The sequence below is a fragment of the Reyranella humidisoli genome, from assembly GCF_019039055.1.
Taxonomy (GTDB): Bacteria; Pseudomonadota; Alphaproteobacteria; order Reyranellales; family Reyranellaceae; genus Reyranella; species Reyranella humidisoli.
Genome location: NZ_JAHOPB010000001.1, coordinates 3,191,873 through 3,216,790, shown reverse-complemented (window position 1 = coordinate 3,216,790; position 24,918 = coordinate 3,191,873). Strand labels below are relative to the sequence as shown.

Sequence of the window (24,918 nt, the reverse complement as noted above, 5' to 3'; positions counted from 1 at the left end):
GCGTCCCCGCGTTGCAATTCGCAGGCCAGCCCGACTATGGTCCTTCCGTGACCGCTGCAGAGAAGACACTCCGCGCGCAGGTCTTCGACCTCCTGCGTCCTTCCGACCCCACTCCCGGCGCCCGGCGCTGGCGGACGATCCATCTGGCCGTGCTCGCCATCGGCCTGCTCGCCGTGATCCTGTTGTCCATCGACGAGTTGCTCGCCCCTCCCCGCGCGATCCTGCGCGCCGCGATCTGGGGTGTGACCGTCTTCTTCCTGCTCGAATATGCGGCCCGGCTCTGGGTGGCGCCGGAACTGCTCCACATGACCGACGCGTCGCCCTTCAAGGCGCGACTGCGCTGGGCGACCAGCCTACCCGGGTTGATCGGCCTGCTGGCGGTCATGCCGGCGGTCATGCTGGCCGGCGGCTACAGCATCATCGGTGCCGACGCCGCCTCGATCTTCTGCATTCTCTGGATCCTGAAGCTCGGCCTGCACGCGCCAGCCTTCGGCACGCTGGCGCGTGTGATCTCCAACGAGCGCGCGCCGATCGCCAGCGTGCTGATCGTGTTCGCGATCCTGCTCATGTCGGCCGCAACCGGTGCCCACATCGCTGAGCGGGCTGGCCAGCCCCAGCAGTTCGGTACCCTGCCCAACGCCATGTGGTGGTCGGTCGTCACCCTGACAACGACCGGCTATGGGGACGTGGTGCCACTGACGCCCATCGGCCGGATCATTGGTTCGCTGTTGATGATCAGTGGCATCGCGGTGCTGGCGTTGATGACCGGCGTCCTGGCCACCGGCTTCGCCCAGGAGGAACGGCGACGCGAATATCTCCGGGTCTGGGACCAGGTGGCGCGCGTGCCGATCTTTACCTCGCTGGGCGTGGTCACCCTGTCCGAGATCGTGGGCAAGCTGCGCACCCGCTACTACCCCGCCCGCGTGACGGTGTTGCGGCGGGGCGACCCGGGAGACTCGATGTTCTTCATCACCAGCGGCGAAGTCGAGGTTCGCCTGCCGACCGGCGGCACCGTGCGCCTCGGTGAGGGCGCCTTCTTCGGTGAGATGTCCCTGCTGAACCGCCAGCCGCGCACCGCCTCCATCGCCACGGTCAAGCCAACCACCCTGCTGGTCCTCTACGCCAGCGACTTCTACGAGATTGCCTCGCACATCCCGGCCCTCGCCGAGGCGCTGGAGAGCGAAGCGCGGCGACGCCGCGATGAAAATCTGGAGCGCCAGTCCGGCGGCGCTGGGGGATCCCACTCATGATCGAAACCGACCTGCTGGTCGTCGGATCCGGCGCCGCCGGTTTCTCCGCCGCTCTCACGGCCTCGCATGCCGGCCTCGATGTGCTGATGGTCGAAAAGGAAAGGCAGTTCGGCGGGACGACCGCCTATTCGGCCGGCGTCATCTGGATTCCGGCCAACCGGCATGGCCGCGCGCTGGGCATCGCCGACTCCAAGGAAGACGCGCTCACCTATCTTCAGCACGAGGCCGGCAATCGCCTGAACCTCGAACTGGCCAGCGCGTTCCTCGACAACTGCAACCCTGCCGTCGAATTCATCGAGAACAACACGCATGTGCGTTACGAGGCCGTGCCGATCTGGGCCGACTATCATCCGACCAAGCCCGGTGCGGCGCAGGGCGGCCGCTCGCTGCTGCCGCTCCCGTTCGATGGCCGGCGGCTGGGCAAGCGGTTCGACCAGCTGCGAGCGCCGCTCCGCACGATGATGGCGTTCGGGGGCATGATGCTCGGCCGCAACGACCTGCCCCATGTGTTCAAGATGACGCGCTCGGCGCGATCTGCGTTGCACGTCGCGGGCATGACGGTGCGCTATGCGGTCGACCGGCTGAACCACGATCGCGGCACGCGCCTCACCAATGGCAACGGCCTGATCGCCGCCCTCGCCCTCTCCGCCGAGGAGCGCGGCATCGAACTGTGGCTGGACAGTCCGGTCGTCGAGCTGGTCCAGCGCGAGGGCACCGTCACCGGCGCGGTCGTGCAGCGCGAGGGCAAGCGTCAGGAAATCCATGCGCGGCGGGGCGTCGTGCTGGCCTGTGGCGGCTTCCCGGCCGACGACGAACTGAAGAGCCGCTACTACGGCCATGTCCGCGACGGCCACGCCCATCGCTCGGCGCCGCCGCCGGGCAATCGAGGGGACGGCATCCGGCTCGGCCAGTCGGCCGGCGGCGCGCTGGCCGAGGACGTGGCCTATCCCGCCGCCTGGGTCCCGGTCTCGCTGGTGCCGCAACCCGACGGCAAGACGCTGCCGTTCCCGCACTTCTACGAGCGCGGCAAGCCCGGCTACATCGCCGTCGATCCGGCTGGCCGGCGTTTCGCCAACGAATCGGCCTCCTATCACGACTTCGTCCCGGCGATGGTCGAGGCCTGCCGCGACCGCGGCGAGACGAGCTGCTGGCTGCTCTGCGACCACCGCGCCATCCGGCGCTACGGCATGGGCGCCATCGGCCCCGCGCCGCTGCCGCTCGGCGCCCATATCCGCAACGGTTACCTGCTGAGCGCGGGAAGCTGGGCCGAGTTGGCCGCGAAGATCGGCGTCGATTCACATGTGCTGCAAGAGACGATCCGGCACTTCAATGTCAATGCCGGCCGCGGCGAGGACCCCGATTTCGGCAAAGGGACCGACGCCTATCACCGCTTCAACGGCGACCCTACGCACACGCCCAATCCCTGCCTTGCGCCGCTCGAAAGCGGCCCTTTCTATGCGATGAAGCTGATCCCGGGCGACATCGGAACCTTCCTCGGCCTGCGGGTCGATGGCCATGCCCGGGTCCTCGACAGCCAGGGTGCGCCCATTCGGGGCCTCTATGCCGCTGGAAACGACATGACCAGCGTCATGGGCGGCACCTATCCGGGGGCCGGTATCACCATTGGCCCGGCCCTCACCTTCGGCTATATCGCGGCCCGGCACGCGGCCGCAGAAGCCGCCCGCTGAAGGCCCCTCAGGCAACGAAAGCTGTCGCAATGTCGCTCATCACGCCCGTTATCCTCGTCGGAGGCTCCGGCAAGCGCCTGTGGCCGCTGTCGCGCGAGAGCATGCCCAAGCAGTTCGTGCCCCTCCTGGGCAAGCAGTCGACCTTCCAGCAGACCCTGCTGCGCGTGGCCGACCGCAGCCTGTTCGGCAAGCCGGTGATCGCGACCAACGACGCCTACCGCTTCATGTGCGAGAGCCAGGCGCGCGAGATCGGCATCGAGATCGACATCCTGGTCGAGCCGTCGCGTCGGGATTCCGGACCCGCCATGGCCGCCGCCGCCGCCTATACGAGCGGGCTGGGCGCCAAGGCCGTACTCGCCCTGGCCTCCGACCATCTGGTGATCGGCGCCGAGGAGTTCCTCGCCGGCTGCCGGGAGGGGCTCGCGGCCGTCGAGAAAGGCGGCATCGTCACCTTCGGCATCCCGCCGACGGAGCCCAAGACCGACTATGGCTATATCCGTCCCGGCACCGAGCGGATCGGCCCGGTGATGAAGGTCGCGGCCTTCGTCGAGAAGCCCAACGCCCAGACGGCCATGCAGTACATCGCGGAGGGGCTCCTGTGGAACAGCGGCAACTTCCTGTTCGCGCCCGAATTGCTGCTGTCGGAAATGAAGCGCTTCGAGCCCGCCATGGCCGCCGCAGCCGAGGAAGCCGTCGCCAAGGCGAAGAAGATCGGCTCGACCGTGTTCCTCGACGCTGAAGCCTTCGCCAAGGCGCCAGCCAAGTCGATCGACTACGCCGTGATGGAGCGCACCGACAAGTGCTGGGTCGTCCCCGCCCGCTTCCGCTGGTCCGACCTCGGCACCTGGGACGCGCTGCTCGACGTCGGCCAGGCCGACAGCGAGGGCAACGTCACCGAAGGTCCGGTCGAAATCGACCATGTGCGCAATTCCTATATCCGCTCCGACGGCCCGCTCACGGCCGTCATCGGCGTCGAGGACGTCGTCGTGGTGTCGATGAACGATGCCGTGCTGGTCGGTCATCGCGACAATCTCCCGCGCCTCAAGGATGTCGTGCAGCGCATGTCCGACGGCAAGCATCGTGCCGCCACCGAGCATGCCGTGATGCACCGCCCCTGGGGCAGCTACCAGGACATCGACCGCGGCGAGCGTTTCCGCGCCAAGCGCCTGACGGTGAAGCCCGGCGCCAAGCTCAGCCTGCAGAGCCACAACCGCCGCGCCGAGCACTGGGTCGTGGTGAAAGGCATCGCGGAGGTGACGCTCGACGGCAAGGTCATGACCCTGCACGAGAACGAGTCGACCTACATTCCGATCGGCGGCGTCCATCGCCTCGCCAATCCCGGCAGCGAGCTCCTCGAAGTCGTCGAGGTGCAGACCGGCGACTATGTCGAGGAAGACGACATCGTCCGCTACGAAGACATCTACGCCCGGGTGTGACCATGATCTTCGGCGCTCACCACGAATGGGGCAGGCTTCGGGAGGCCGTGGTCGGCATCTCGCCGGCCGAGGATTTTGTCGTCTTCTATGAAGAGTCGGCCCGCTGGATGACACCTGAGGTCGCGGAGTTCTCGCGTCGTCATGCCGGGCGCCGCCTTATCGACATTGATCCCGACTGGGCAAAGAGCTGCGAACGGCAGGTCGATGCCTTTGCCGAAAGGCTGGCACGGGAGGGTGTGACGGTTCATCGGCCGCAGCGGCTGGCCGGGCTGGAGCGGACTTTCCTCGCCCCCAATGGTGAAGGGCTTCAACTCTTTCCGCGCGATCCCATGATCGTCGTTGGCGATCACGTGATCGACGCCTCGCTGCGGCTGATCTGCCGCCAGCGGGAACGCTACGGCTTGCGGGCCGTCATCCAGCAAATGGTGCAGCAGTGCGGCGCGCGGTGGTCGACTGCCCCCCTGGGCTCTCCCAACTGCGTCGACGGTCCCTATCTGGAGGGGGGCGACACCCTCCTCAACGGCCATGAGGTGTATGTCGGCATATCGGGGTGCGCTTCCGACCTGGCCGGAGCCGATTGGCTTCAGGCGCTGCTGGGACCACCGTACAGGGTGATCCCTGTGGCGATGAAGTCGAACGTCTTGCACCTCGATTGCGCCCTTGCCCTCGTCAGGCCGGGCCTCCTGATTTACTGCCCGGAAAAGCTAATCGACGGCCTCCCCATGACACTGCGTGAATGGGACAAAATTCCGGTATCGGTCGACGAGGCCACGCGGCTTGCCACCAATGGGCTTATCCTCGATGAGGGCCGCATGATGGCTGATGCCGACAATGTTCGCGTAATCGGTGAATTGCGAGCCCGGGGAATGGACGTTATTCCTCTGCCCTTCGACGGCCCGATCCGGCTGGGCGGCGGCCTGCGCTGTGCTCATCACCCGCTCCTGCGCGAAAGCGTGCTGGCTTAACTGCAACGAATACCATCATCGGAGCGCGCCACTCCAGTGGCGCAATCATGATCATGAGCGCCACTGGAGTGGCGCGCTCCAATGAGACAGCGTTCTGGCGTCAGTTCCCGCGCTTGGGCGTGCGGTCGAAGACGACCGGCTTGGGCTTGCTGAACATCTTCCTGAAATGGACGCCGAACGAGCGGACGACGGTGGCGATCTGACCGCCGACGAAGCGCATCAGCACCACGCCGAACTCGAGCGGCGGGATCTCGCCGCCGCGAATGAAATTGTGGCCGGCCCGCAGGAAGGTGGTCGCGCAGACCAGCACCCAGGCCACGGTGATCACGAACAGCGTCAGCAGAAGCGGCACCAGCGACGGCGCCAGCAGTCCCGCCAGGATGCCGGACGCCACGCCGACCAGCAGCACGGGCTGGTTCAGCGCCATGCACAGATGCAGCAGCGCCGCCAGCTTGGCCGAGGGGGTGATGTCGCGGCTCTTCAGGATCTCCGGGAACATGCGCATCGAGACGTGGCGGAACCCGTCCTGCCAGCGCTGCTGCTGGCGCAGCCAGGTCTTGGTGTCGGCGGGCAGTTCGCCCGGCACGCCGACGCTGGTGAGGAACAGCGCGCGCCAGCCCTTCACCCAGCCACGGTAGGTGAGGTCGAGATCCTCGGTGACGGTGTCGCCCTTCCAGCCGCCGCCCGCGTCGATGGCCGCGCGCTGCCAGATCCCGCAGGTGCCGTTGAAGGGAAGCGGATGACCCGCCCAGCAGCGCGTCGCCTGCTCGATGCCGAGATGGGCGTCGAGCGTCACCATCTGCATCTCGGTGAGCGCGTTCTCGTGCGGATTGAGGAAGTCGAAGCGCGCCTGGACGAAGGCCGTCTTGGGTTCGGCGAAGAACGGCCGCATGCAGACGCGCAGGAAGTCGGTCGGCGGAATGTAGTCGACGTCGAAGATGGCGAAGAAATCGTGCGGTGTCTTCTGCATCGCCTCGTGCAGGGCGCCGCCCTTGTAGCCGCTGCGGTCGGTGCGCTGCAGCGCCACTACGTCGAAGCCCCTGGCCCGCAGCTCGGCCGCGACCTGGCGCACCATCTCCGCCGTCTCGTCGGTGCTGTCGTCGAGGAGCTGGATGTGCAGCTTGTCGCGTGGCCAGTCGAGTGCGGCCGCCGACTCCGCGCCGCGCCGGACCACCGCCCCCTCGTTGAAGGACGGGATCTGCACCACGACATGCGGCAGGTCGGCGTCGGCCGGCAGCGGCGTCGACAGCAGCATTTCCTCGCGCCGCAACCCAGCCTCCTTCAGTCGATGATGGAGGACCACCATGTACAGCAGGCTGCCGATGAAGGCGGCCAGCAGCAGGCAGCAGACCGCGAACAGGGCAGCGAAGAGGAGAGCGAAGGTCGCGAGAATTGCCATCGTTGTCTTCAGGTGCCGGTCTTGGGCGTGCGATTGAACTCGGTCTTCTTGCCGAAGCCGGCGCCGACGATCGCGGCGGCATTGGCGACGGCGAGGTATACAATCAGCGCCGGCACGCTGGCAGCCGTGACCAGGTAGCGCGCCGTGCCGCCCCGCTTCAGCTTGCGGTAGGCCCCCCAGGTCATGCCGAACAATACCGCCAGCATGCCCGCGAGCCACAGCCAAAGGCCGAAACGGAAGATGCCGAGCAGCCGGCCGTGGCCGATGATCGAGACGATCAACGCCAGCGCGCCGACCACCAGCAGCGGAAAGATGAGCTGCTGGCCCAGCGCGACGGTCGTCGTGAGCTTGGCCTCGGTCGGCCAGGCGGATCTCCAGATCGGCCCCAACAGCTTGCGGGCAACCTGCACGAAACCCTTCGACCAGCGGCTCTGCTGGGCGCCGAAATCCTCGACCTTCTGCGGCAGCTCTCCGACCACGTGCGTGTCGACCAGGAACACGCCGGTCCAGCCCTTGAGATAGGTGCGCAGGACGAGATCGAGATCCTCCGACAGCGTGTCGTGGGACCAGCCGCCCGCCTCCTCGACCGCGGCGCGGCGCCAGATGCCGCCGGTGCCGTTGAACTGGAACGGCACGCCGCGGCGGGCACGGACATCCTGCTCCACGGCAAAGTGTGCGTCCTGCATCAGGCGCTGGGCGCGCGTCAGCCAGTTGCGCTCGCCGTTGCCCCATTCGATCCGGGTCTGCACGAAGGCGGCGCGCGGATTGGCCAGCATCGCGGCCATCGCCTCTTTCAGCCAGCCTGGCGGCGGCACGAAATCGGCATCGAAAACTGCCACGTAGGGTGCGTCGTCAAGCGCGAGCCCGGCCGCGAGGGCGCCGGCCTTGAAGCCCCCGCGATCGCTGCGGCGAACGTGATGGGCGTCGATGCCGGCCTTGCGCAGGCGCGCGATGGCATGGGCTGCGATGTCGGAGGTGATGTCGTTGCTGTCGTCGAGGAGCTGGATGGTCAGCCGGTCGCGCGGCCAGTCGAGCGCGCCCATCGCGGCCATCGACCGCTCCACGACCAGCGGCTCGTTGTAGACCGGGACCTGCACCAGCACGCGCGGCAGCTCCGCCGGCAGGGCGGGCGCGGGCTTCTCAGCCCGTGGCAGTTCGAACAGCCAGTAGACCAGGTAGAGGAAGTAGGCCGCGATCGCGACCTGCGCGGCAAGGCACAGGAGGACGAGCAGATCGATCAGGAAGAGCAGCATGGGCCGCTGCTCTCAGTGATAGTGAATGGGAACTTCGAAGCAGCGGCCGTCCTCGATATGAAGGCGGCGCGAGGCGACGTCGAAGATGCGCTCGTCATGGGTCGACAGGACCACGGCGCACTTGGCGCGCAGCGCGAGGTCCTTCAGCTGGTCGACGACCAGCCGGCCCGACACGCGGTCGAGCGCCGAGGTGGGCTCGTCGGCGATGATGAGGTCGGGCAACCCGATCATGGTGCGGGCGATGGCCACGCGCTGCTGCTGGCCGCCCGACAGTTCGTCGGGCCAGGAGGCCGCCTTATCGCCCAGGCCCAGCATGGTGAGCAGATGGCGGGCGCGCCGCTCGTCCCAGGCGGGATCGGCCAGCGGTGTCGTGGAAACGCCGGCAATGACGTTCTGCAGCGCCGTAAGCGAAGACAGGAGATTGCGCTTCTGGAACAGGAAGCGGATGCGGTTGCGCAGCTCGTCGAGGCTGGCGCCGTTCAGGCCGACGATGTCGGTGCCGAGCAGACGCAGCTTGCCCTCGGAGGGCTTGCGCATGGTCCCGAGAATGGTGAGCAGGGTCGTCTTGCCCGATCCCGACGGGCCGGTGACGATCACCAACTCGCCCTCGCGAACCTGCATGTTGATGTCGAACAGCACGTCGACCCGTTGCGGCCCCTCGCCATAGTGGTGATGGACGTCGACCGCTTCGACGACGGGCGGTCCGAAGCCATGTGTGTCGGTCGTCATGGTCACTCGAACAGCATGATGGGGTCGACCCGCCACAGGCGGCGGATGGCGAACAGGCTGGAAACGACGGTCATGATCATGCAGGCGACAAGGGCGACGACCATTTCCCTGAGGCCCATCGTCATGCCGAGATGCATGGCGGCCTCGGTCGCGCCGTAGACGAACCGGCCCAGCGTGAAGGCGACGAGGAAGGCGGGCGTGATGATCGCCGCGCCAATCTGTCCGATCATGAACAGAAAGAACCACCAGTCGTAGCCCAGGCTCTTCAGGATGGCGTATTCCGGCAGGTAGAAGCGGATGATCTGGTACTGGGCGTAGTAGATGAAGACCATGCCGATCATCACGCCCATCACGAAACCCAGATCCGTGATGTAGCCGACCGGCGTTTCGCGCGACCAATAGGTGCGCTCGCGCTTCTCGAAGTCGCGCAGGGTCAGCACCTCGCCACGTCCCGCGAGGGCCGTGTTCAGTTCCTTGCGGACCGCGTCGACGTCGGAGCCCTTGGCGAGTTGGACGGCGATGAAGGCCGGCCGGTCCGACCACCATGAGCCGAACACCTCTGCCATCGTGTCCTCCGACATGATGATCGAGCCGTCGTTCAGCACGTTGGGGCCGAGCGCGAACGTGCCGACGACGAAGAGCTGGCGGAGAAGACCGCGATTGTCGGGGGGGCCCAGCACCTGGAACTCCGGCTTGCCGGGACCGACCTGATCGGCGAGGTCGCCGAAATAGGGGCGCGATTCGCGATCGTAGAGCAGCCGGCGCGCCTCGCGCAGCCGGTAGAGGTTATCCCGCAGCCCGGGCACGTCGATCGCCGGGCGCTCGACATCGACGGCATACCAGGCGATGCGGCGGCCCGAATCCATCCCGGAATGCTTGATGGACATGACGCCGAACCAGAACGGAAGCGTATTGGTGACGGCGGGGTTGGCCGACACGACGTCGGTCATCGACGCCGGTACCTCGGCATGCAGCTGCAACGACTTGAAGCCGTAGGGCACCAGGACGAGGTCACCCACGACGGACCGGTGGAGGCGAATTGCCGAATCGTAGACGGCGCGCTCGATGCCGAGCTGCGCGAAGATGACGAGGAGGCTTGCCGTCACGCCCGCCAGTGACAGCAGCGTGCTGGTCCGCTGCCGTTTCAACTGCTGCGAACCCAGCGGCATGCTCGTCGCCGTGACGGCGGCCGCCCTCAGCCGCTTCAGCGAGAAGCTGGGCCGCCACTGGAACCACCGCCGCGGCCGCGACGACGGATTGGCTGGCAGCGTGAGAGCCATCAGAGGAAGGTGACGCGAGTCTCGCGGCCCAGGACCTGCGGCATGCTGGACGGGTCGTCGAGTTGGATCTCGACCTGCACGACACGAGCATCGGTCGAGGAACCGCCGTCGGGCTCCATGCGCTGCATCCGCTTCACGGTCGGCGCCACCCGGGAAATCGTGCCCGCGTAGACGGTCGGACTGCCGCGGAACGTCACTTCGACCTTTCCACCGGCGGCGATACGGCCGACATTCAGCTCGTCGACGTCAGCCAGAACGCGCAACTGCGAGAGGTCGACGATCTTGGCGATGCCGTTCGGCGAGATACGCTCGCCCTGGCGCGTGTAGATCTGGATCACGATACCGTCGAGCGGCGAGCGGACAAGGGCCTGCTCACGCGTGCTGCGGGCGTTGTCGAGCTTCGCCTTTATGATGGCGATGTCGTTGTTGCTCTGCTGGAGGTCGCTCTCGAGCGTTTCCTTCTGGATGCGCAACTTGGCCTGCTCACGCTCGAGGCTCTGCTGCGAAATGTTCAGTTCGAGCTGCTTCTGGTCCGGCGGCTTGCCGGAACGCTGCATTTCGAGGACCTTGAGCTTGTTCTCCTCGACCGCCGACTTGACCACGACCTCCTGCATGGCGATCTCGGCCTTGCGGTAGCCGCTGACCATCGCCTCGCGGGCCTTCTCGGTCTTGGCTAGTTCCGCCTCCGAGGTGCGCACGGCGATGTCGGCCTTAGGGTAATTCGAGAGGACGGCGATGACGTCGTTGAGTTTCACCTTCTGGCCGTCCGTCACCTTGAGCTCGATCAGCACGCCGCCGCCAGCCGGATCGCCGGCGATCAGGGCGGTACCCGAGGGCGCATCGGTGTAGCCACGCGAAATCAGCGGCGGCAGGGGCCTGGGGCCATCCTGGGCACTGCTGGTCTGCCGGCTGGGCATCATCCACAGGATCAGGCCCGCGATGACGATGAACGCGGCCAACCCTGCGGCGCCCCAAGTGAACTTTCTTGCCTGCGCCATAATAGATAGTACCAAAAAACGCCCGGGGACGCTGCCCCTAGTTGGAAGGTGGCCTCTAGAAGGTCGTCGAGGTGATCAGATTGCCTCTCAGGACGCCCACGATCGAGAATGTACGATAGATTGATGTCAGGATCTTGTCGTACTCGTAGAGCGGGGCATTCGTGATGTAGACGACGTCCTTCGGCTGCACCGGGAACTGCTGAGCAATGAAGATAGATACCGGCTGGTAAAGGTCCAGTCGGAAAACGCGGGCCCGGGCGGTGGGATTATTCTGCAAATCCCCCATTCTGAACACATAAACGCCCGTTTTGTTTGCCCGGGCATCGTTGAGGCCGCCGACCATGCCCATCGCCTCGAGCAGGCTGATCGTGTGCTTGGGCATATCGACGTTGCCGGCTTTTACCACGGCACCCAGCACCGTGAACATGCGGGCATTCGGGCGAACGACGATCTCGTCGTTCTTCTGGAGGCCGACGTCGGCTCCGGCCAGAAGGTCGGAATACTGCGACTGAAGAATGATCTGACCGTTGCGCCGCATCACGACTTCGAGCTGGTTGGCGCCGACACCAGTGCCGCCCTGCCCGCCTACGCCCGACGGGCCGCCAGCCTTGTTGATCGCCTCGACGACGGTCCGGACTCCTTCCAGCAGGGAAACCCGCCCGGGCTGCCGCACGTCGCCGGACACCATCACGGTGTGCGTCCGGTCGGCAACGAATTCGACGATGACCTGCGGGTCCTGCGCCTTGCCCGAGGTCGCGACCTGCTGGGCGATCTTCTTCTCGATCTGGTTGAGGTCGAGGCCGGCGACCTTCACGGTACCGACGAAGGGAACGTTGATCGTGCCGTCATCGGTCACGCGCTGGACGCCGAAGTCCGCGCCGGGCCGCTGGATGGTCGGAAAGATGCTGCCTTCGTAGGGCTCGAAAATCCGCACCTTGATGGCATCGCCGGGCGCCACCGAGATGCGCGATCCGGCCGACAGATTGCTCACCGTCGACGGACGGTCGACGGGCGGCGGCTGGCGATAGTTGGCGATGGTGGTCGGCGTGAGATCGATCACGTCGAACGGAAGGGCTTCCGTCGTTGTCGTCGCCGCGCCGCCCATCCAAGGACCGTCGCCGGGCAACGCGGTGCAGGCCGCCAGGCCAAAACCGAGGCTGAGGACAATTGCGGTAGGTCGCGCGGCGGCGCGCAGCCAGCTCCAAATTGTCAAATCCCGATCTCCGTCCGGAACAGTCGCCGCACTGAGTACCGCGCCATGCCCCAACCTATTGATAAGTCGCTCAGTCCAACCGCTAATTAACCTGTGGCGCCTCGCCGGTGCAAGCTTTCCCCACCAACATGTGGTGGCTCCCTCTCCAATCGCGCCGAGGCCTCCTCCACCGTTGGCGCGATCTCGAGCAATTCGGAGAAACCACTGACCAGCAGACAGTCCCACGCCGCACCGGTGAAGCGGCAGAAAACGATTCGAGCCTCGACTTCAGCCGCCTTGTGCAGGACCGATGCGAAGGTGCGAACGCCCGCGGCGCTCATGTAGGTGACCTGGCTGCCGTCGACGATGACCCGCGCGCCGGGCCGGAGCGCGGCCACCAGCATCACCTCGACCGACGCCACGGTCACGGAATCGACCTTGGCCGGCAGCATTACGGTCGAGATCGGCTGTTTGCGATTCAAACTACTCATACGGACTTCCCCGAAGCGGCATCCCTCGTCGGCTCCCTGGAGGTTTCCCGCCACTGGCCGCCCAAATCGGTCCCCCGCCAATAAATCGTCCGGCCCCAAAGCGCACTGACGATGAGAACCGGCGCCAGTGCCTCGCGCAGGAGGGCGGCGGCCGCCGCCCGCATCCCGAACGACAAGCCGCGCCCCGTCATGAACCATTTTTCGGCGAGGAGCCAACCGACCGTATGGACTGCCCATCCGGCAGATATCACCACGGCGTTCGCCCCGAACCCGAGAAGGCCGATCGTCCCCGCCCCGCCCGTGGCCGCCCAGCCGATTGCCGGCTCCCAGAGCACGAGCGGCCAGACCGGCAGGCGCAGGCGGGTGCGAGCCCAGCGCACCTGGCGCCGCCACACCGCGGACCACGACCGCCTGCCGAGCGGCAGCCGGGGCATGACAGCGCCCAGGCAGGTTTCGAGGCCCAGTTCCCGCACCGAGCGGGTGACCGAATAATCGTCGGCGATCCAGCGGTTGAAGCCGCGCCAGTTGCCGATGCCCTCGAGCGTTTCACGGGTCATGAGCGTGACGCCACCGGACGCGACCGCGATGCCGAGTCGATCGGCGGCGAACAGGAACCGCGCCTGGTGCCCGTCGATATAGGCGCGTTCGACCTCGGCCGCGAAGCTTCCCGGCGCTTCGGCCGCCTTGAGCGCCAGCACGAGCCCCGTCCCGGTCGCCAGGGGGGCCGCGGCCCGCAGCAGATCGTCCAGGTCGAGCCCGATGCCCGCATCGCAGAGCGCCACGACCGGGCGGGCGGCGGCCTCCAGCCCCTTGCGCACGTTGTTCATCTTGGGATTGAAGGTGTCGTCGTTGCCGACGAGAACGGGTGCATCGGGCCACAGCGCCCGGATCGGCGCCACGGCGCCATCGTCCGGCCGGGCCACGCAGATCAGGATTTCCGCGCCGGCGTCGGCCAGCCGCCGCAGCGCCTGAACGTAGGCGGCGGTCGCGTCTTCCGCGCCGGCCATCGGCGCCACGATGCTGAAATCCTGCGCCCGGTAGCGGCCGCCGGCGGCGGTCTTCCTAGGCGTCCGGGCCAGTCCCGCGCTTACCCACTGGATTACCGTGCCAAGTCCCCACCAGCCGAAGCCGAGCCACGCCAGGGTCCCCGGCTCCATGCCGGATCACTCGCCCGCAGCAGCCTGCGCCTGCTTGGCGTTCCCGGAAGAGAAGCGCTGGACGTCGTCCTTCTCGACCAGCAGGGCGCGGTGATAGGAGCGGATGACGTCGTTGGGGTCGCCCTGCTCCCGGATGCGCCCTTCCTCGATCCAGATGGCGCGCGTGCACAGACGGCGCACCTCCGCCATCGAATGGGAGACGAAGAGCAGCGTGCCGGTCTTGCGGAAGTTGTCGATCCAGTCGAGGCACTTGCGCTGGAAGGCGGCGTCGCCGACCGACAGAGCCTCGTCGACGACGAGAATCTCGGCCTCGACATGGGCGCAGATCGAGAAGGCCAGGCGCGTGCGCATGCCCATCGAGTAGTGCTTCACCGGCTGGTCCATGTATTCGCCGATGCCGGCGAACTCGGCGATCGAGTCGAACTTGCGCAGGACCTCGCTGCGCTTCAGGCCGAGCACGGCACCGCCGATCAGGACGTTCTCACGGCCCGACAGTTCCATGTCGAAGGTCGACCCCAGCGCCAGCACCGGTGCGATGCGGCCGGTGACCCGCAATTCGCCATGGCTCGGCAGCGTCATGCCGCAGATCACCTGCAGCAGGGTCGACTTGCCGCAGCCGTTGCGACCGAGGATGCCGATGCTCTCGCCCTTCTTCACTTCGAGGCTGATGTCGCGCAGCACCCAGAAGGGCTTGAAGTACGCCTTCCACCAGCCGAGCAGGACCTGCTTCAACCAGTCGTTGCGATGAGCGTAGAGTTGGAACGCCTTGCCGAGGTTCTTGGCCTCGACGACGATCTCAGAGGACGTCGACGATGACATTCCGATACCTGTCAAAGAACCAGTAGCCGAAATAGAAACTGAAAACCGAGATCGCGAGGGTATACCCGTACACGATCATGTTGGGCAGCTTGCCGAACAGGACCACGTCGCGCATCACCTCGACGAAGCCGGTGAGAGCGTTCGCGTAGATCCAGAAGTTGAACGGCGGCGGCAGCCCGGCGTGGGAGTAGAAAATCGGTGTCGCGAACATGAACAGCGGCACGATGGTGATCATCAGGTACCCGGCATCGCGCGTGAACGCGCCCAATGCCGCCAGGAACCACGACATGCCGATCAGGAACGCCATGAACGGGATGAAGATCAGCGGCACCAGCAGCACGGTCCACGGCAATGAGCCGGTCATTGCCAGCTGGAACACCAGCATCACCGCACCGGAAATCAGCGTGTAAGCGGTGGCGCGCAGGGTCGAGATCACCGGCAGCATGTCGCTGGGGAAGATCGTCTGCTTGATGAAGTGCGTGTACTCGTGCAGCAGCATCGGCGCCCGGAAAGCCATTTCCGAGAAGAAGCTGAAGACGATGAGGCCGCTGAAGATGAAGAGCGAATAGCTGACCTGCTTGCCGTCGGTACCGTCGGCCACCGGCAGGGAAAGCGTCGTCGTGAAGGCGAACGTATAGACGGCGATCATCAGCAGGGGCGCGATGATCGCCCAGATCCATCCGGCGATCGACCCCTTGAAGCGCTCGCGAACCTCGCGCCGCAGGATGGCGGCGATCAGGTCGCGATGGTGCCACATCCGCACGAACGGCTGCGCGAAGAAGCTGCTGACACGCTCGATCGGACCGAGATTCTCGACCACGATCTGCTTGCCGTTGACGACTTTCACCGACGGCATGAGCCGTTCTTCTCCTTCTTGGGTCCAGTGGTGAGCCCGGTGGGGTACGATCCCACGACCCTCTGATTAAAAGTCAGATGCTCTACCGCTGAGCTACGGGCTCGTTCCGGTTCCGCGCCGCGGGCCTCTCCGCCGCGCGGCGCCCATATAAAGTGCAAGGGGCCGATGGTCAACGAGGCCTGTTCCGGCCTCACTTCTTGACGAATTTCGCCTTGAGACGCTCGAACACCTTCTTGGACACGAACTGGGACGTGTCCCCCCCCAGCCGGGCAATATCCTTCACCAGCGACGAGGCGATGAACTGGTGCCGGTCCGAGGCCATCAGGAAGATGGTCTCGATCGCAGGCTCCATGCGGGCATTCATATTGGCCATCTGGATCTCGTACTCGAAGTCCGAAACCGCCCGGAGTCCCCGGATGATGACCGACGCATTCACGTCGCGCGCGAAGTGAATCAGCAGCCCCTCGAACGGCACCACCGTGATGCGGTCGCGGTCGGCCTGTGGAAAATCCGCGATGTCTTCCTTGATGATCTCCATCCGCTCCTCGAGCGAAAACAGAGGTCCCTTGCCCACGTTGATGTGCGGACCGATCACCAGCCTGTCGACGAGCCGCAGCGAGCGGCGCACCACTTCCATGTGCCCGCTCGTGATGGGATCGAACGTGCCCGGATATACCCCGGTGCGTTCTACGGCCATGTCTCCCCCTTGTGCGCAGACTGCGACGGCGAAGTCTTAGCGACACGATCCGTCCTTATCCACCGTTTGTTTCGGAACTGGAGTCCTGCTCCGTTCCGGCCTCCGGCTCGGGCTGGCTATCGCCATTTGCGCCGTTGCCGGCATCGTCCTCGCCGATCCGCACAGCCGTGACGACGCGCTCGCCGTCGCTCACGTTGACGATGCGCACACCGCGCGTCGCACGCCCGGCAATGCGAATTCCATCCACCGGGCAACGGATCAGCGTGCCGGCGTCGGTCACCAGCATGATCTCGTCGGTGTCGAGCACCGGTACCGCCGCCACGATCTCGCCGCCCTTGGCGAGGCTCATCAGTTCCACGCCCTTTCCGCCGCGGCCGGTCACCCGGTACTCGTAGGCGGAGGTGCGCTTGCCGAACCCGGACGAGGCCACGGTGAGCACGAACTCCTCCCTGGTCTTCAGCTCGGCGAAACGCTCCGGCGAGAGCGTGGCGGGCGGCGCAGCCGCCTCCTCGCCCGCGGGAGTCTCCTCCTCCGGCGCATCCACGGCCGCCTCGCCGGCGTCCACGGCGTTCTCGGCCTGGCGCTCGGCGCGTGACTGGCGCAGGTAGGCGTCGCGCTCCTCGCTGGTGACGCCCTTGCCGGCATCGACCAGCGACATCGAGATCACCTCGTCGCCTTCTGCCAGCGCGATGCCGCGCACGCCGGTCGAGTTGCGGCTCGCGAACAGGCGAACCTTGTCGGTCGGGAAGCGCATGGCGCGGCCCTGCCGCGTCGCCAGCAGCACGTCCTGGTCCTCGCTGCAGACGCCGACGCCGATCAGGCGGTCGCCGGCATCCTCGCCCTCGAACTTCATGGCGATCTTGCCGTTCTGGTTCACATTCACGAAATCGCCGAGCTCGTTGCGCCGCACGCCGCCGCGCGCAGTGGCGAACATGACGTTGAGCGTCGCCCAGCTCGCCTCGTCCTCCGGCATCGGCATGACCGTGCTGATCGTCTCGCCCTCGCTGAGCGGCAGCAGATTCACGAAGGCCTTGCCGCGCGCCTGCGGGGCGCCGAGCGGCAGCCGCCAGACCTTGAGCTTGTAGACGATGCCGCGGCTGGAGAAGAACAGCACCGGCGTGTGCGTGTTGGCCACGAACAGGCTCGAGACGAAATCGTCCTCACGCGTGGCCATGCCCGAGCGGCCCTTGCCGCCGCGGCGCTGGGCGCGATAGGCCGAGACCGGAACGCGCTTCACGTAGCCGCCATGGGTCACGGTGACGACCATGTCCTCGCGCTGGATCAGGTCCTCGATGTCCTGCTCGAATTCGTTGTCGAGGATCTGGGTGCGACGCGGCGTGGCGTACTTCTCCTTGATCTCGACCAGTTCGCTGGCCATCAGCGCGAACAGCTTGTCGCGATCGCCGAGAAGTTCGAGGTAGCCCTCGATCAGCTTCGCGACCTCGGTCAGCTCTTCGGCGATCTTGTCGCGCTCCAACCCGGTCAGGCGCTGCAGTCGCAGCTCGAGGATCGCACGGGCCTGCACCTCGGAGAGCCGGTAGGTTCCCTCGGCCGACACTTCGCGGCCGGGCTCGGCGATCAGGTCGATCAGCGGCTTCACGTCGGTGGCCGGCCAGTCCTTGGCCATCAACCGCTCGCGCGCCACGTTCGGATCGGGCGAGCGGCGGATCATCTCGATCACTTCGTCGATATTGGCGACGGCGATCGCGAGACCGACCAGCACATGGGCACGGTCGCGCGCATGGTTGAGCTCGAAGCGGGTGCGCCGTGTGAGCACTTCGGCGCGGAAGCGGATGAAGGCCTCGAGCAGCTCCTTGAGGCTCATCAGCTTCGGGCGGCCGCCGTCGAGCGCCAGGGCGTTGACGCTGAAACTCGTCTGCAACGGCGTGAAGCGGTAGAGCTGGTTGAGCACCACGTCGGACATGGCGTCGCGCTTCAGGTCGATGACCAGCCGCACGCCGTCCCTGTCGCTTTCGTCGCGGATCTCGGAGATGCCCTCGACCTTCTTGTCGCGCACCACCTCGGCGATGCGCTCGTGCAGCCGGGCCTTGTTCTCCTGGTATGGAATCTCGGTGACGACGATCGACTCGCGGCCGCCGGATTTCTGCTCGATGTTGGTCTTGGCCCGCATCATCATCGAGCCGCGACCGAGCTCGAAAGCGGCCCGGATGCCGTTGCGGCCGAGGATGATGCCGCCGGTCGGGAAATCAGGACCCGGCACGTATTCCATGAGCTGCGGCACGGTCAGCTCGGGATTGGCGATCAGCGCGAGGCAGGCTTCGATCAGCTCGCCGAGATTGTGCGGCGGGATGTTGGTCGCCATGCCCACCGCGATGCCGCCGGCGCCGTTGGCCAGCAGGTTCGGATAGGCCGCCGGCAACACCGTCGGCTCGCTCTCGCGCTCGTCGTAGTTCGGCTGGAACTCGACAGTGTCCTTGTTGATGTCCTCGAGCAGCGTCTCCGAGACCGTGGCGAGACGCGCCTCGGTGTAACGCATCGCCGCCGGCGGATCGCCATCCATCGAGCCGAAATTGCCCTGCCCCGAGATCAGCGGCAGGCGCATCGAGAAGTCCTGCGCCATGCGCACCATGGCGTCGTAGATCGCGCTGTCGCCGTGCGGGTGATACTTGCCCATCACGTCGCCGACGATGCGGGCCGACTTGCGGAAGGGCCGCGTCGAGTCGTAGCCGCCTTCCTTCATCGCGTAGAGGATGCGCCGCTGCACGGGCTTCAGCCCGTCGCGCGCGTCGGGCAGCGCGCGCGAGACGATCACGCTCATGGCGTAATCGAGGTAGGAGCGGCGCATCTCCTCTTCGATGGTGATCGGGGCGATATCGTGCGGAGAAGACGGGGGCGGAGGCGCGTCCGAGGGCGGCGGCACCGGCGGCAGGGTCGTATCGTCGCTCACGGAAACCTGGGAATTTTTCTCGTTCTTGCAGCCCGTCCGGAGGCTCCGTCGGGGGTATTTCGCAAACTAGCAAACAAGCCCCGGAAGACCAACAAAAATCGCCCGAGAAAGCCCCCTTTAACACTTTGATTTTATTGACTAAATTCCTGTCGAATTTACCTCAGGGAAAGGCTGTGATTTGCCCCCAGAAAGTGCCCTTGCCCGCCCCTCCGTAGTCGTCTTCGACATGGGTGGCGTCCTGATCGACTACAATCCGCGCCACCTCTACCGGAAGCTGATCCCGCACGAAGCGGAGATGGAGGATTTTCTGGCCAGGGTGACCACGCGGGAGTGGCACACGCGGCAGGACTATGACGGCGATCCGGCCACCGCGACGCGCGAACTGCAGGCGCTCCATCCGGGCAAAGAGGCGCTGATCTCAGCCTACTACGACCGTTTCGACGAGATGCTCGCACACACGTTCGAGCCGACGACGGCCCTCGTCGAGCGGCTGGGCAGCGCCAAGGTCCCGCTTTACCTGCTCTCCAACGCCCCGGGCTTCCTCGACGCCTGGCTGCGCGGCCCGGCGCGCACGACGCATCCGTTCGTGAGGCATTTCCGCGACTATGTGGTGTCCGGCCATGTCGGCTGCTGGAAGCCCGACGCGGCGATCTTCGACCTGACGTGCCGCCTCGGCGGCTTCAAGCCGCAGGATGCCGTCTTCATCGACGACGTCCTGGCAAATGTCGACGGCGCGCGCGCCACCGGCATGAGCGGCATCCATCACCGCTCGCCCGAGCAAACCATCGCCGAGCTGCGCGCGCTGGGCTTTCCTGCATGACGGTCCGCTTCATCGGCCCGCGAGAGAGCCGGCGGCCGAAAACGACCGTCCCTCACGGGACGAGCGTCGGCACCACCTAGAACGGAATGTCGTCGTCGAGTTCGGCCTTGCCGCGGGGAGCCGCACGGCCACCGCCGCCACCCCCACCGCTGGACGCACCGCCACCGCCGCCGCCCATGCCGCCGCCGTAGTCATCGTCCATGCCGCCGCCACCGCCGCCGCCTTCACCGCCACCGCTGCGACCGTCGAGCATGGTGAGCGAACCGCCAAAGCGCGGGATGACGACCTCGGTCGTATAGCGTTCCTGGCCGCTCTGGTCGGTCCACTTGCGGGTGGTGAGCTGGCCCTCGAGATAGATCTTGGCGCCCTTCTTCAGGAACTTCTGGGCGACCTCGGCCAGCTTGTCGTTGAAGATCACGACGCGGTGCCACTCGGTGCGCTCCTTGCGCTCGCCGCTGTTGCGGTCGCGCCAGGTCTCGGAGGTCGCCACCGACATGTTCACCAGCGAACGCCCATCCTGCATGGATTTCACTTCGGGGTCGCGGCCGAGATTTCCGACGAGAATGACTTTGTTGACGCTGCCCGCCATGGGGGCCTCCTTCGCTTTCCCGGCGCCGCGGGACGCGGCACCTACCTCACGGCGGGCAAACTAGCTCCGGCAGCCTGTGGGCAGCCACCGAATAACGGTTGTGAAGTGAAGTCTGCTCATGACGGCCCTCCGACAATTCATTGGTTGGGACAGCAAACTCTCCCGTATCTTCCCCCGCCATGAGCAAACCCTTTCACGTCCCCCAGGTCTCGACCGGCCAGGCCTACGCCATGCTGGGCGGCGCGGCCCTGATGATGACCCTGGCAATGGGCATCCGGCAGAATCTCGGCCTGTTCCAGGCGCCGGCCTCCCGGGAACTCGGCATCGCGATCTCCGACTTCGCCCTCGCGATATCCGTCCAGCAGGTGGCCTGGGGCGTCAGCCAGCCGATTGCCGGCGTCTTCGCCGACAAATACGGGACGCGCTGGGTCGCCCTAATCGGCAGCGTGCTCTTCATCCTCGGCATCTGGCTGACGGCGACGGCGCAGAGCCTCTTCCCCATCATCCTGGGCGCCGGCGTGCTGATCGGCGTGTCGCTGGCCTGCACGACGTCCGGCATCACGGCAAACATCGCCGCGCGCGTCGTCGAGCCCGGCCGCCGCACACTGGCCTTCGGCCTGGTCTCGGCGGCCGGCTCGGTCGGCACCATGGTGACCGCACCGATTGCCGCCTATCTCCTGAATACCGACGGCTGGCGGGCCGCCGTCTGGGCCTTCGTGATCCTGGCCCTGGCGATGCTGCCGGCCGCCTGGATCGGCAGTCGGGCCGACAAGCTGCCCAACAGCCTGTCGACGGACCGCAATCTCACCCTGGGGGGCGCCCTCGACGAAGCGCGGCGCCACAGCGGCTACGTCGTGCTGTCGCTGGCCTTCTTCGTCTGCGGCCTGCAGCTCGTTTTCATCACCACCCACCTCCCGACCTATCTCGCCCAATGCGGCATGGACGCCTCCTACAGCGCCGTGGCGCTGATGCTGATCGGCGGATTCAACATCCTGAGTTCGTGGTTGTTCGGTTGGCTGGGTGACAAATACCCCAAGCGCCTGCTGCTGGGTGCGATCTACCTGCTGCGCTCGCTGACCGTGGCGCTGTTCTTCCTGTTCCCACCCACGCCACTCTCGGTCGTGCTGTTCGGGGCCGCCATGGGCACGCTGTGGCTGGGGGTAATTCCCCTGGTCAACGGGCTGGTGGTGCAGATCTTCGGCCTGCGCTTCCTGTCGACCCTGACCGGCATCGCCTTCCTCAGCCACCAGGCCGGTTCCTTCCTCGGCGCCTGGGGCGGCGGCTATCTCTACGACCTGATGGGCTCCTATGACCTCGCCTGGAAGATCGGCGTCCTGATCGGCCTGATTGCGGGCACCGCGCAGCTCCTGATGAACGACCGGCCGACGGCACGGGTGCTGGCAGCGCAAGCATCGCCAGCGTGACACCGGGACTGGCGGGGCTGGGGGTTAATCGCCATATGCGGTGATCCCCCGCATCCCTTATTGTCCCGGTCCAGATGGCCAAGTCACGCTTACAAACTGCCGAACCGCATCGCTTCATCTCCGTCCGGGGAGCGCGCGAGCACAATCTCAAGAATGTCGACGTCGACCTGCCGCGCGACCGGCTGGTCGTGATCACCGGTCTCTCGGGCTCGGGAAAATCCTCGCTCGCCTTCGACACGATCTACGCCGAGGGCCAGCGCCGCTACGTCGAGAGTCTCTCGGCCTATGCGCGCCAGTTCCTCGAGCTGATGCAGAAGCCCGACGTCGATTCGATCGAGGGCCTGTCGCCCGCGATCTCGATCGAGCAGAAGACGACCTCGCGCAACCCGCGCTCGACGGTCGGCACCGTCACCGAGATCTACGATTATCTGCGCCTGCTGTTCGCGCGCGTCGGCGTGCCCTACTCGCCCGCCACCGGGCTGCCGATCGAAAGCCAGACCGTTTCCCAGATGGTCGACCGCATCAAGACGATGCCGGACGGCACGCGCCTCTATCTCATGGCGCCGATCGTGCGCGGCCGAAAGGGCGAGTATCGCAAGGAGCTGCAGGAGCTGCAGCGCAAGGGCTTCCAGAGGGTCAAGGTCGACGGCAAGCTCTACGAGATCGCCGACGCACCGGCTCTCGACAAGAAATACAAGCACGACATCGACGTGGTGGTGGACCGCATCGTCGTGAAGCCGGATCTCGGCAACCGTCTTGCCGATTCGATCGAGACCGCACTCACGCTCGCCGAAGGTCTGGCCATCGCCGAGAACGCCGATAACGGCGAACGCACGGTCTTCTCGGCCCGCTTCGCCTGTCCGGTCTCGGGCTTCACCATCGAGGAAATCGAACCGCGCCTGTTCTCGTTCAACGCGCCGCAGGGCGCCTGCCCTTCCTGCGACGGGCTGGGCGTAAAGATGTTCTTCGATCCCGAGATGGTGATTCCGGACGACCGGCTCTCGCTCTCGGAGGGCGCGGTCGCGCCGTGGGCCGATTCGTCGGGCCAGTATTACATGCAGACGCTCGACAGCATCGCCAAGCACTTCAAGGTGAAGACCTCGATGCCGTGGCGCGACCTGCCGAAGAAGGTGCGCGACACGATCCTCTACGGCAGCGGCAGCGAGTCCGTCGCCATGCGCTACGACGACGGCATCCGCCAGTACCAGACGACCAAGCCGTTCGAGGGCGTGATCCCCAATCTCGACCGCCGCTGGAAGGAGACCGATTCCTCCTGGGTGCGCGAGGAGCTTGAGCGCTTCCAGCATGAGAGCAAGTGCGAGACCTGCAACGGCGCCCGCCTCAAGCCCGAAGCGCTGGCCGTTAAGATCGCCGGCCTCAACATCAGCCAGACGACCGAGTTCTCGATCGGCGAGGCGGTGCAGTGGTTCCTGGCGCTCGACCCCAAGCTCACGTCGAAACAGCGCGAGATTGCCGCCCGCATCCTCAAGGAGATCAACGAGCGGCTGGGCTTCCTCGACAATGTCGGCCTCTCCTACCTGACATTGAACCGCACCTCCGGCACGCTGTCCGGCGGCGAAAGCCAGCGCATCCGCCTTGCCTCCCAGATCGGCTCGGGCCTGACGGGCGTGCTCTACGTGCTCGACGAGCCGTCGATCGGCCTGCACCAGCGCGACAACGACCGGCTGCTGAAGACGCTCACGCGCCTGCGCGACCTCGGCAACACGGTGCTGGTGGTCGAGCATGACGAGGACGCGATCCGTGCCGCCGACTATCTCGTCGACATGGGCCCCGGCGCCGGCGCGCACGGTGGCAACGTGATCGCGCAGGGCACGCCCGAGGAGGTCATGCGCAACAGCGCGAGCCTCACCGGCCAGTATCTTTCCGGCTTCCGCCAGGTTCCGATCCCCAAGGTGCGCCGCGAGCCGCCACCCCGGAACGGCCGCTGGCTCACCCTGAAGGGCGCCAAGGAGAACAATCTCCAGGACGTCACCGCCAGCATCCCGCTCGGCACCTTCACCTGCGTCACCGGCGTGTCGGGCAGCGGCAAGTCCACGCTGATCGTCGAGACGCTCTACAAGGCGCTCGCGAAGAAGCTCAATAATGCGCGCGAGCATGCCGGCGCGCATGCCTCCCTCGAAGGCGTGAACCATCTCGACAAGATCGTCGACATCGACCAGTCACCGATCGGCCGCACGCCGCGCTCCAATCCCGCGACTTATACGGGCGCCTTCTCGCCGATCCGCGACTGGTTCTCGCAACTGCCCGAATCGACCGAGCGCGGCTACAAGCCCGGCCGCTTCTCCTTCAACGTGAAGGGCGGCCGCTGCGAGGCCTGCCAGGGCGACGGCGTCATCAAGATCGAGATGCATTTCCTGCCCGATGTCTACGTCGAGTGCGACGTCTGCAAGGGCAAGCGCTACAATCGCGAGACGCTGGAGATCGTGTTCCGCGGCAAGTCGATCGCCGACGTTCTCGACATGACGGTCGACGAGGGCTGCGAGTTCTTCAAGGCGGTGCCGATCATCCGCGACAAGCTGCTGACGCTTCAGCAGGTCGGTCTCGGCTACATCCATATCGGCCAGCAGGCGACGACGCTCTCGGGCGGCGAAGCGCAGCGGGTCAAGCTCGCCAAGGAACTGTCGCGCCGCGCCACCGGCCGCACGCTCTACATTCTCGACGAGCCGACCACCGGTCTTCATTTCGAGGACGTGCGCAAGCTGCTCGAAGTGCTGCATCGCCTGGTCGAGACCGGCAACACGGTGCTGGTGATCGAGCACAATCTCGAAGTCATCAAGACGGCCGACTGGGTCCTCGACATGGGGCCCGACGGCGGATCGGGTGGCGGCCGACTGGTTGCCGAAGGCCCGCCCGAAGCGATCGTGAAGGTCCCCGACAGCTACACCGGCCAATATCTCGCCCGCCTGCTTCCACGCAGCGCTTCGACCAAGAAGCGCGCCTGAGAGG

General features: G+C 66.2%; 20 protein-coding genes and 1 tRNA gene. 7 read left to right on the top strand and 14 right to left on the bottom strand.

Annotated elements, in window-relative coordinates:
• Positions 1-47: 47 nt before the first annotated feature.
• From KQ910_RS15655 to KQ910_RS15640, 4 genes are read left to right on the top strand one after another with little or no spacing between them, the layout of a single operon-like run.
• Positions 48-1,250 (top strand): cyclic nucleotide-gated ion channel, encoded by a 1,203-nt coding sequence (locus KQ910_RS15655; RefSeq protein ID WP_216962096.1) that lies wholly within the window; start codon positions 48-50, stop codon positions 1,248-1,250.
• Positions 1,247-2,938 carry an FAD-dependent oxidoreductase gene (locus tag KQ910_RS15650; protein WP_216962094.1) on the top strand — a complete coding sequence of 564 codons (1,692 nt, stop codon included), beginning with the start codon at positions 1,247-1,249 and terminating at the stop codon, positions 2,936-2,938. The genes KQ910_RS15655 and KQ910_RS15650 overlap by 4 nt, the downstream gene beginning before the upstream one ends.
• A gap of 29 nt (positions 2,939-2,967) precedes the next feature.
• Positions 2,968-4,374: a mannose-1-phosphate guanylyltransferase/mannose-6-phosphate isomerase gene (locus KQ910_RS15645; protein WP_216962091.1), complete on the top strand. Its 1,407-nt coding sequence runs from the start codon at positions 2,968-2,970 to the stop codon at positions 4,372-4,374.
• Positions 4,375-4,376: 2 nt separating this feature from the next.
• A complete protein-coding gene (locus KQ910_RS15640; RefSeq protein ID WP_216962088.1) occupies positions 4,377-5,339 on the top strand; it encodes a hypothetical protein in 963 nt (320 codons plus the stop codon).
• A 100-nt stretch (positions 5,340-5,439) separates the two neighbouring features.
• Here the strand turns inward: KQ910_RS15640 and KQ910_RS15635 are convergent, their stop codons facing one another.
• The 13 genes from KQ910_RS15635 to gyrA all read right to left on the bottom strand — a co-directional run bounded on the left by KQ910_RS15635 (position 5,440) and on the right by gyrA (position 19,118).
• Positions 5,440-6,738, bottom strand: coding sequence for a glycosyltransferase (locus KQ910_RS15635; protein ID WP_216962085.1), 1,299 nt, complete (start codon positions 6,736-6,738; stop codon positions 5,440-5,442).
• A gap of 8 nt (positions 6,739-6,746) precedes the next feature.
• Positions 6,747-7,991 carry a glycosyltransferase family 2 protein gene (locus KQ910_RS15630; RefSeq protein WP_216962083.1) on the bottom strand — a complete coding sequence of 415 codons (1,245 nt, stop codon included), beginning with the start codon at positions 7,989-7,991 and terminating at the stop codon, positions 6,747-6,749.
• A gap of 12 nt (positions 7,992-8,003) precedes the next feature.
• Entirely contained in the window at positions 8,004-8,720 is a 717-nt protein-coding gene (locus tag KQ910_RS15625; RefSeq protein WP_216962080.1) for an ABC transporter ATP-binding protein, read from the bottom strand.
• Positions 8,721-8,722: 2 nt separating this feature from the next.
• Positions 8,723-10,000 carry an ABC transporter permease gene (locus KQ910_RS15620; RefSeq protein ID WP_216962077.1) on the bottom strand — a complete coding sequence of 426 codons (1,278 nt, stop codon included), beginning with the start codon at positions 9,998-10,000 and terminating at the stop codon, positions 8,723-8,725.
• Positions 10,000-10,959 (bottom strand): HlyD family secretion protein, encoded by a 960-nt coding sequence (locus KQ910_RS15615; protein WP_216962074.1) that lies wholly within the window; start codon positions 10,957-10,959, stop codon positions 10,000-10,002. The genes KQ910_RS15620 and KQ910_RS15615 overlap by 1 nt, the downstream gene beginning before the upstream one ends.
• Before the next feature lie 94 nt (positions 10,960-11,053).
• A complete protein-coding gene (locus KQ910_RS15610) occupies positions 11,054-12,265 on the bottom strand; it encodes a polysaccharide biosynthesis/export family protein (RefSeq protein ID WP_216962071.1) in 1,212 nt (403 codons plus the stop codon).
• 32 nt (positions 12,266-12,297) lie between these two features.
• A complete protein-coding gene (locus tag KQ910_RS15605; RefSeq protein ID WP_216962068.1) occupies positions 12,298-12,681 on the bottom strand; it encodes an STAS domain-containing protein in 384 nt (127 codons plus the stop codon).
• Positions 12,678-13,838, bottom strand: a complete 1,161-nt coding sequence (locus KQ910_RS15600) for a glycosyltransferase (protein WP_216962065.1) — start codon at positions 13,836-13,838, stop codon at positions 12,678-12,680. The genes KQ910_RS15605 and KQ910_RS15600 overlap by 4 nt, the downstream gene beginning before the upstream one ends.
• 6 nt (positions 13,839-13,844) lie before the next feature.
• Positions 13,845-14,657, bottom strand: coding sequence for an ABC transporter ATP-binding protein (locus KQ910_RS15595; RefSeq protein ID WP_216962062.1), 813 nt, complete (start codon positions 14,655-14,657; stop codon positions 13,845-13,847).
• Positions 14,635-15,513, bottom strand: a complete 879-nt coding sequence (locus KQ910_RS15590) for an ABC transporter permease (RefSeq protein ID WP_229600417.1) — start codon at positions 15,511-15,513, stop codon at positions 14,635-14,637. The genes KQ910_RS15595 and KQ910_RS15590 overlap by 23 nt, the downstream gene beginning before the upstream one ends.
• A gap of 28 nt (positions 15,514-15,541) precedes the next feature.
• Positions 15,542-15,616 (bottom strand) — tRNA-Lys (locus KQ910_RS15585).
• 87 nt (positions 15,617-15,703) lie between these two features.
• Entirely contained in the window at positions 15,704-16,210 is a 507-nt protein-coding gene (coaD, locus tag KQ910_RS15580; RefSeq protein WP_216962059.1) for a pantetheine-phosphate adenylyltransferase, read from the bottom strand.
• 55 nt (positions 16,211-16,265) lie between these two features.
• Positions 16,266-19,118: a DNA gyrase subunit A gene (gene gyrA, locus KQ910_RS15575; protein WP_439653323.1), complete on the bottom strand. Its 2,853-nt coding sequence runs from the start codon at positions 19,116-19,118 to the stop codon at positions 16,266-16,268.
• A 178-nt stretch (positions 19,119-19,296) separates the two neighbouring features.
• On the opposite strand from gyrA, the gene KQ910_RS15570 reads away from it, so the two are divergent.
• Positions 19,297-19,938, top strand: coding sequence for an HAD family hydrolase (locus KQ910_RS15570; RefSeq protein ID WP_369408349.1), 642 nt, complete (start codon positions 19,297-19,299; stop codon positions 19,936-19,938).
• Between the two features lie 76 nt (positions 19,939-20,014).
• Here the strand turns inward: KQ910_RS15570 and ssb are convergent, their stop codons facing one another.
• A complete protein-coding gene (gene ssb, locus KQ910_RS15565) occupies positions 20,015-20,527 on the bottom strand; it encodes a single-stranded DNA-binding protein (protein ID WP_216962054.1) in 513 nt (170 codons plus the stop codon).
• A gap of 179 nt (positions 20,528-20,706) precedes the next feature.
• On the opposite strand from ssb, the gene KQ910_RS15560 reads away from it, so the two are divergent.
• Together KQ910_RS15560 and uvrA are read left to right on the top strand one after the other, a co-directional pair.
• A complete protein-coding gene (locus KQ910_RS15560; RefSeq protein WP_216962051.1) occupies positions 20,707-21,951 on the top strand; it encodes an MFS transporter in 1,245 nt (414 codons plus the stop codon).
• Between the two features lie 74 nt (positions 21,952-22,025).
• The gene (gene uvrA, locus KQ910_RS15555; protein WP_216962047.1) at positions 22,026-24,914 is read left to right on the top strand and encodes an excinuclease ABC subunit UvrA; all 2,889 of its coding nucleotides are present in this window, start codon (positions 22,026-22,028) and stop codon (positions 24,912-24,914) included.
• Positions 24,915-24,918: the final 4 nt, after the last annotated feature.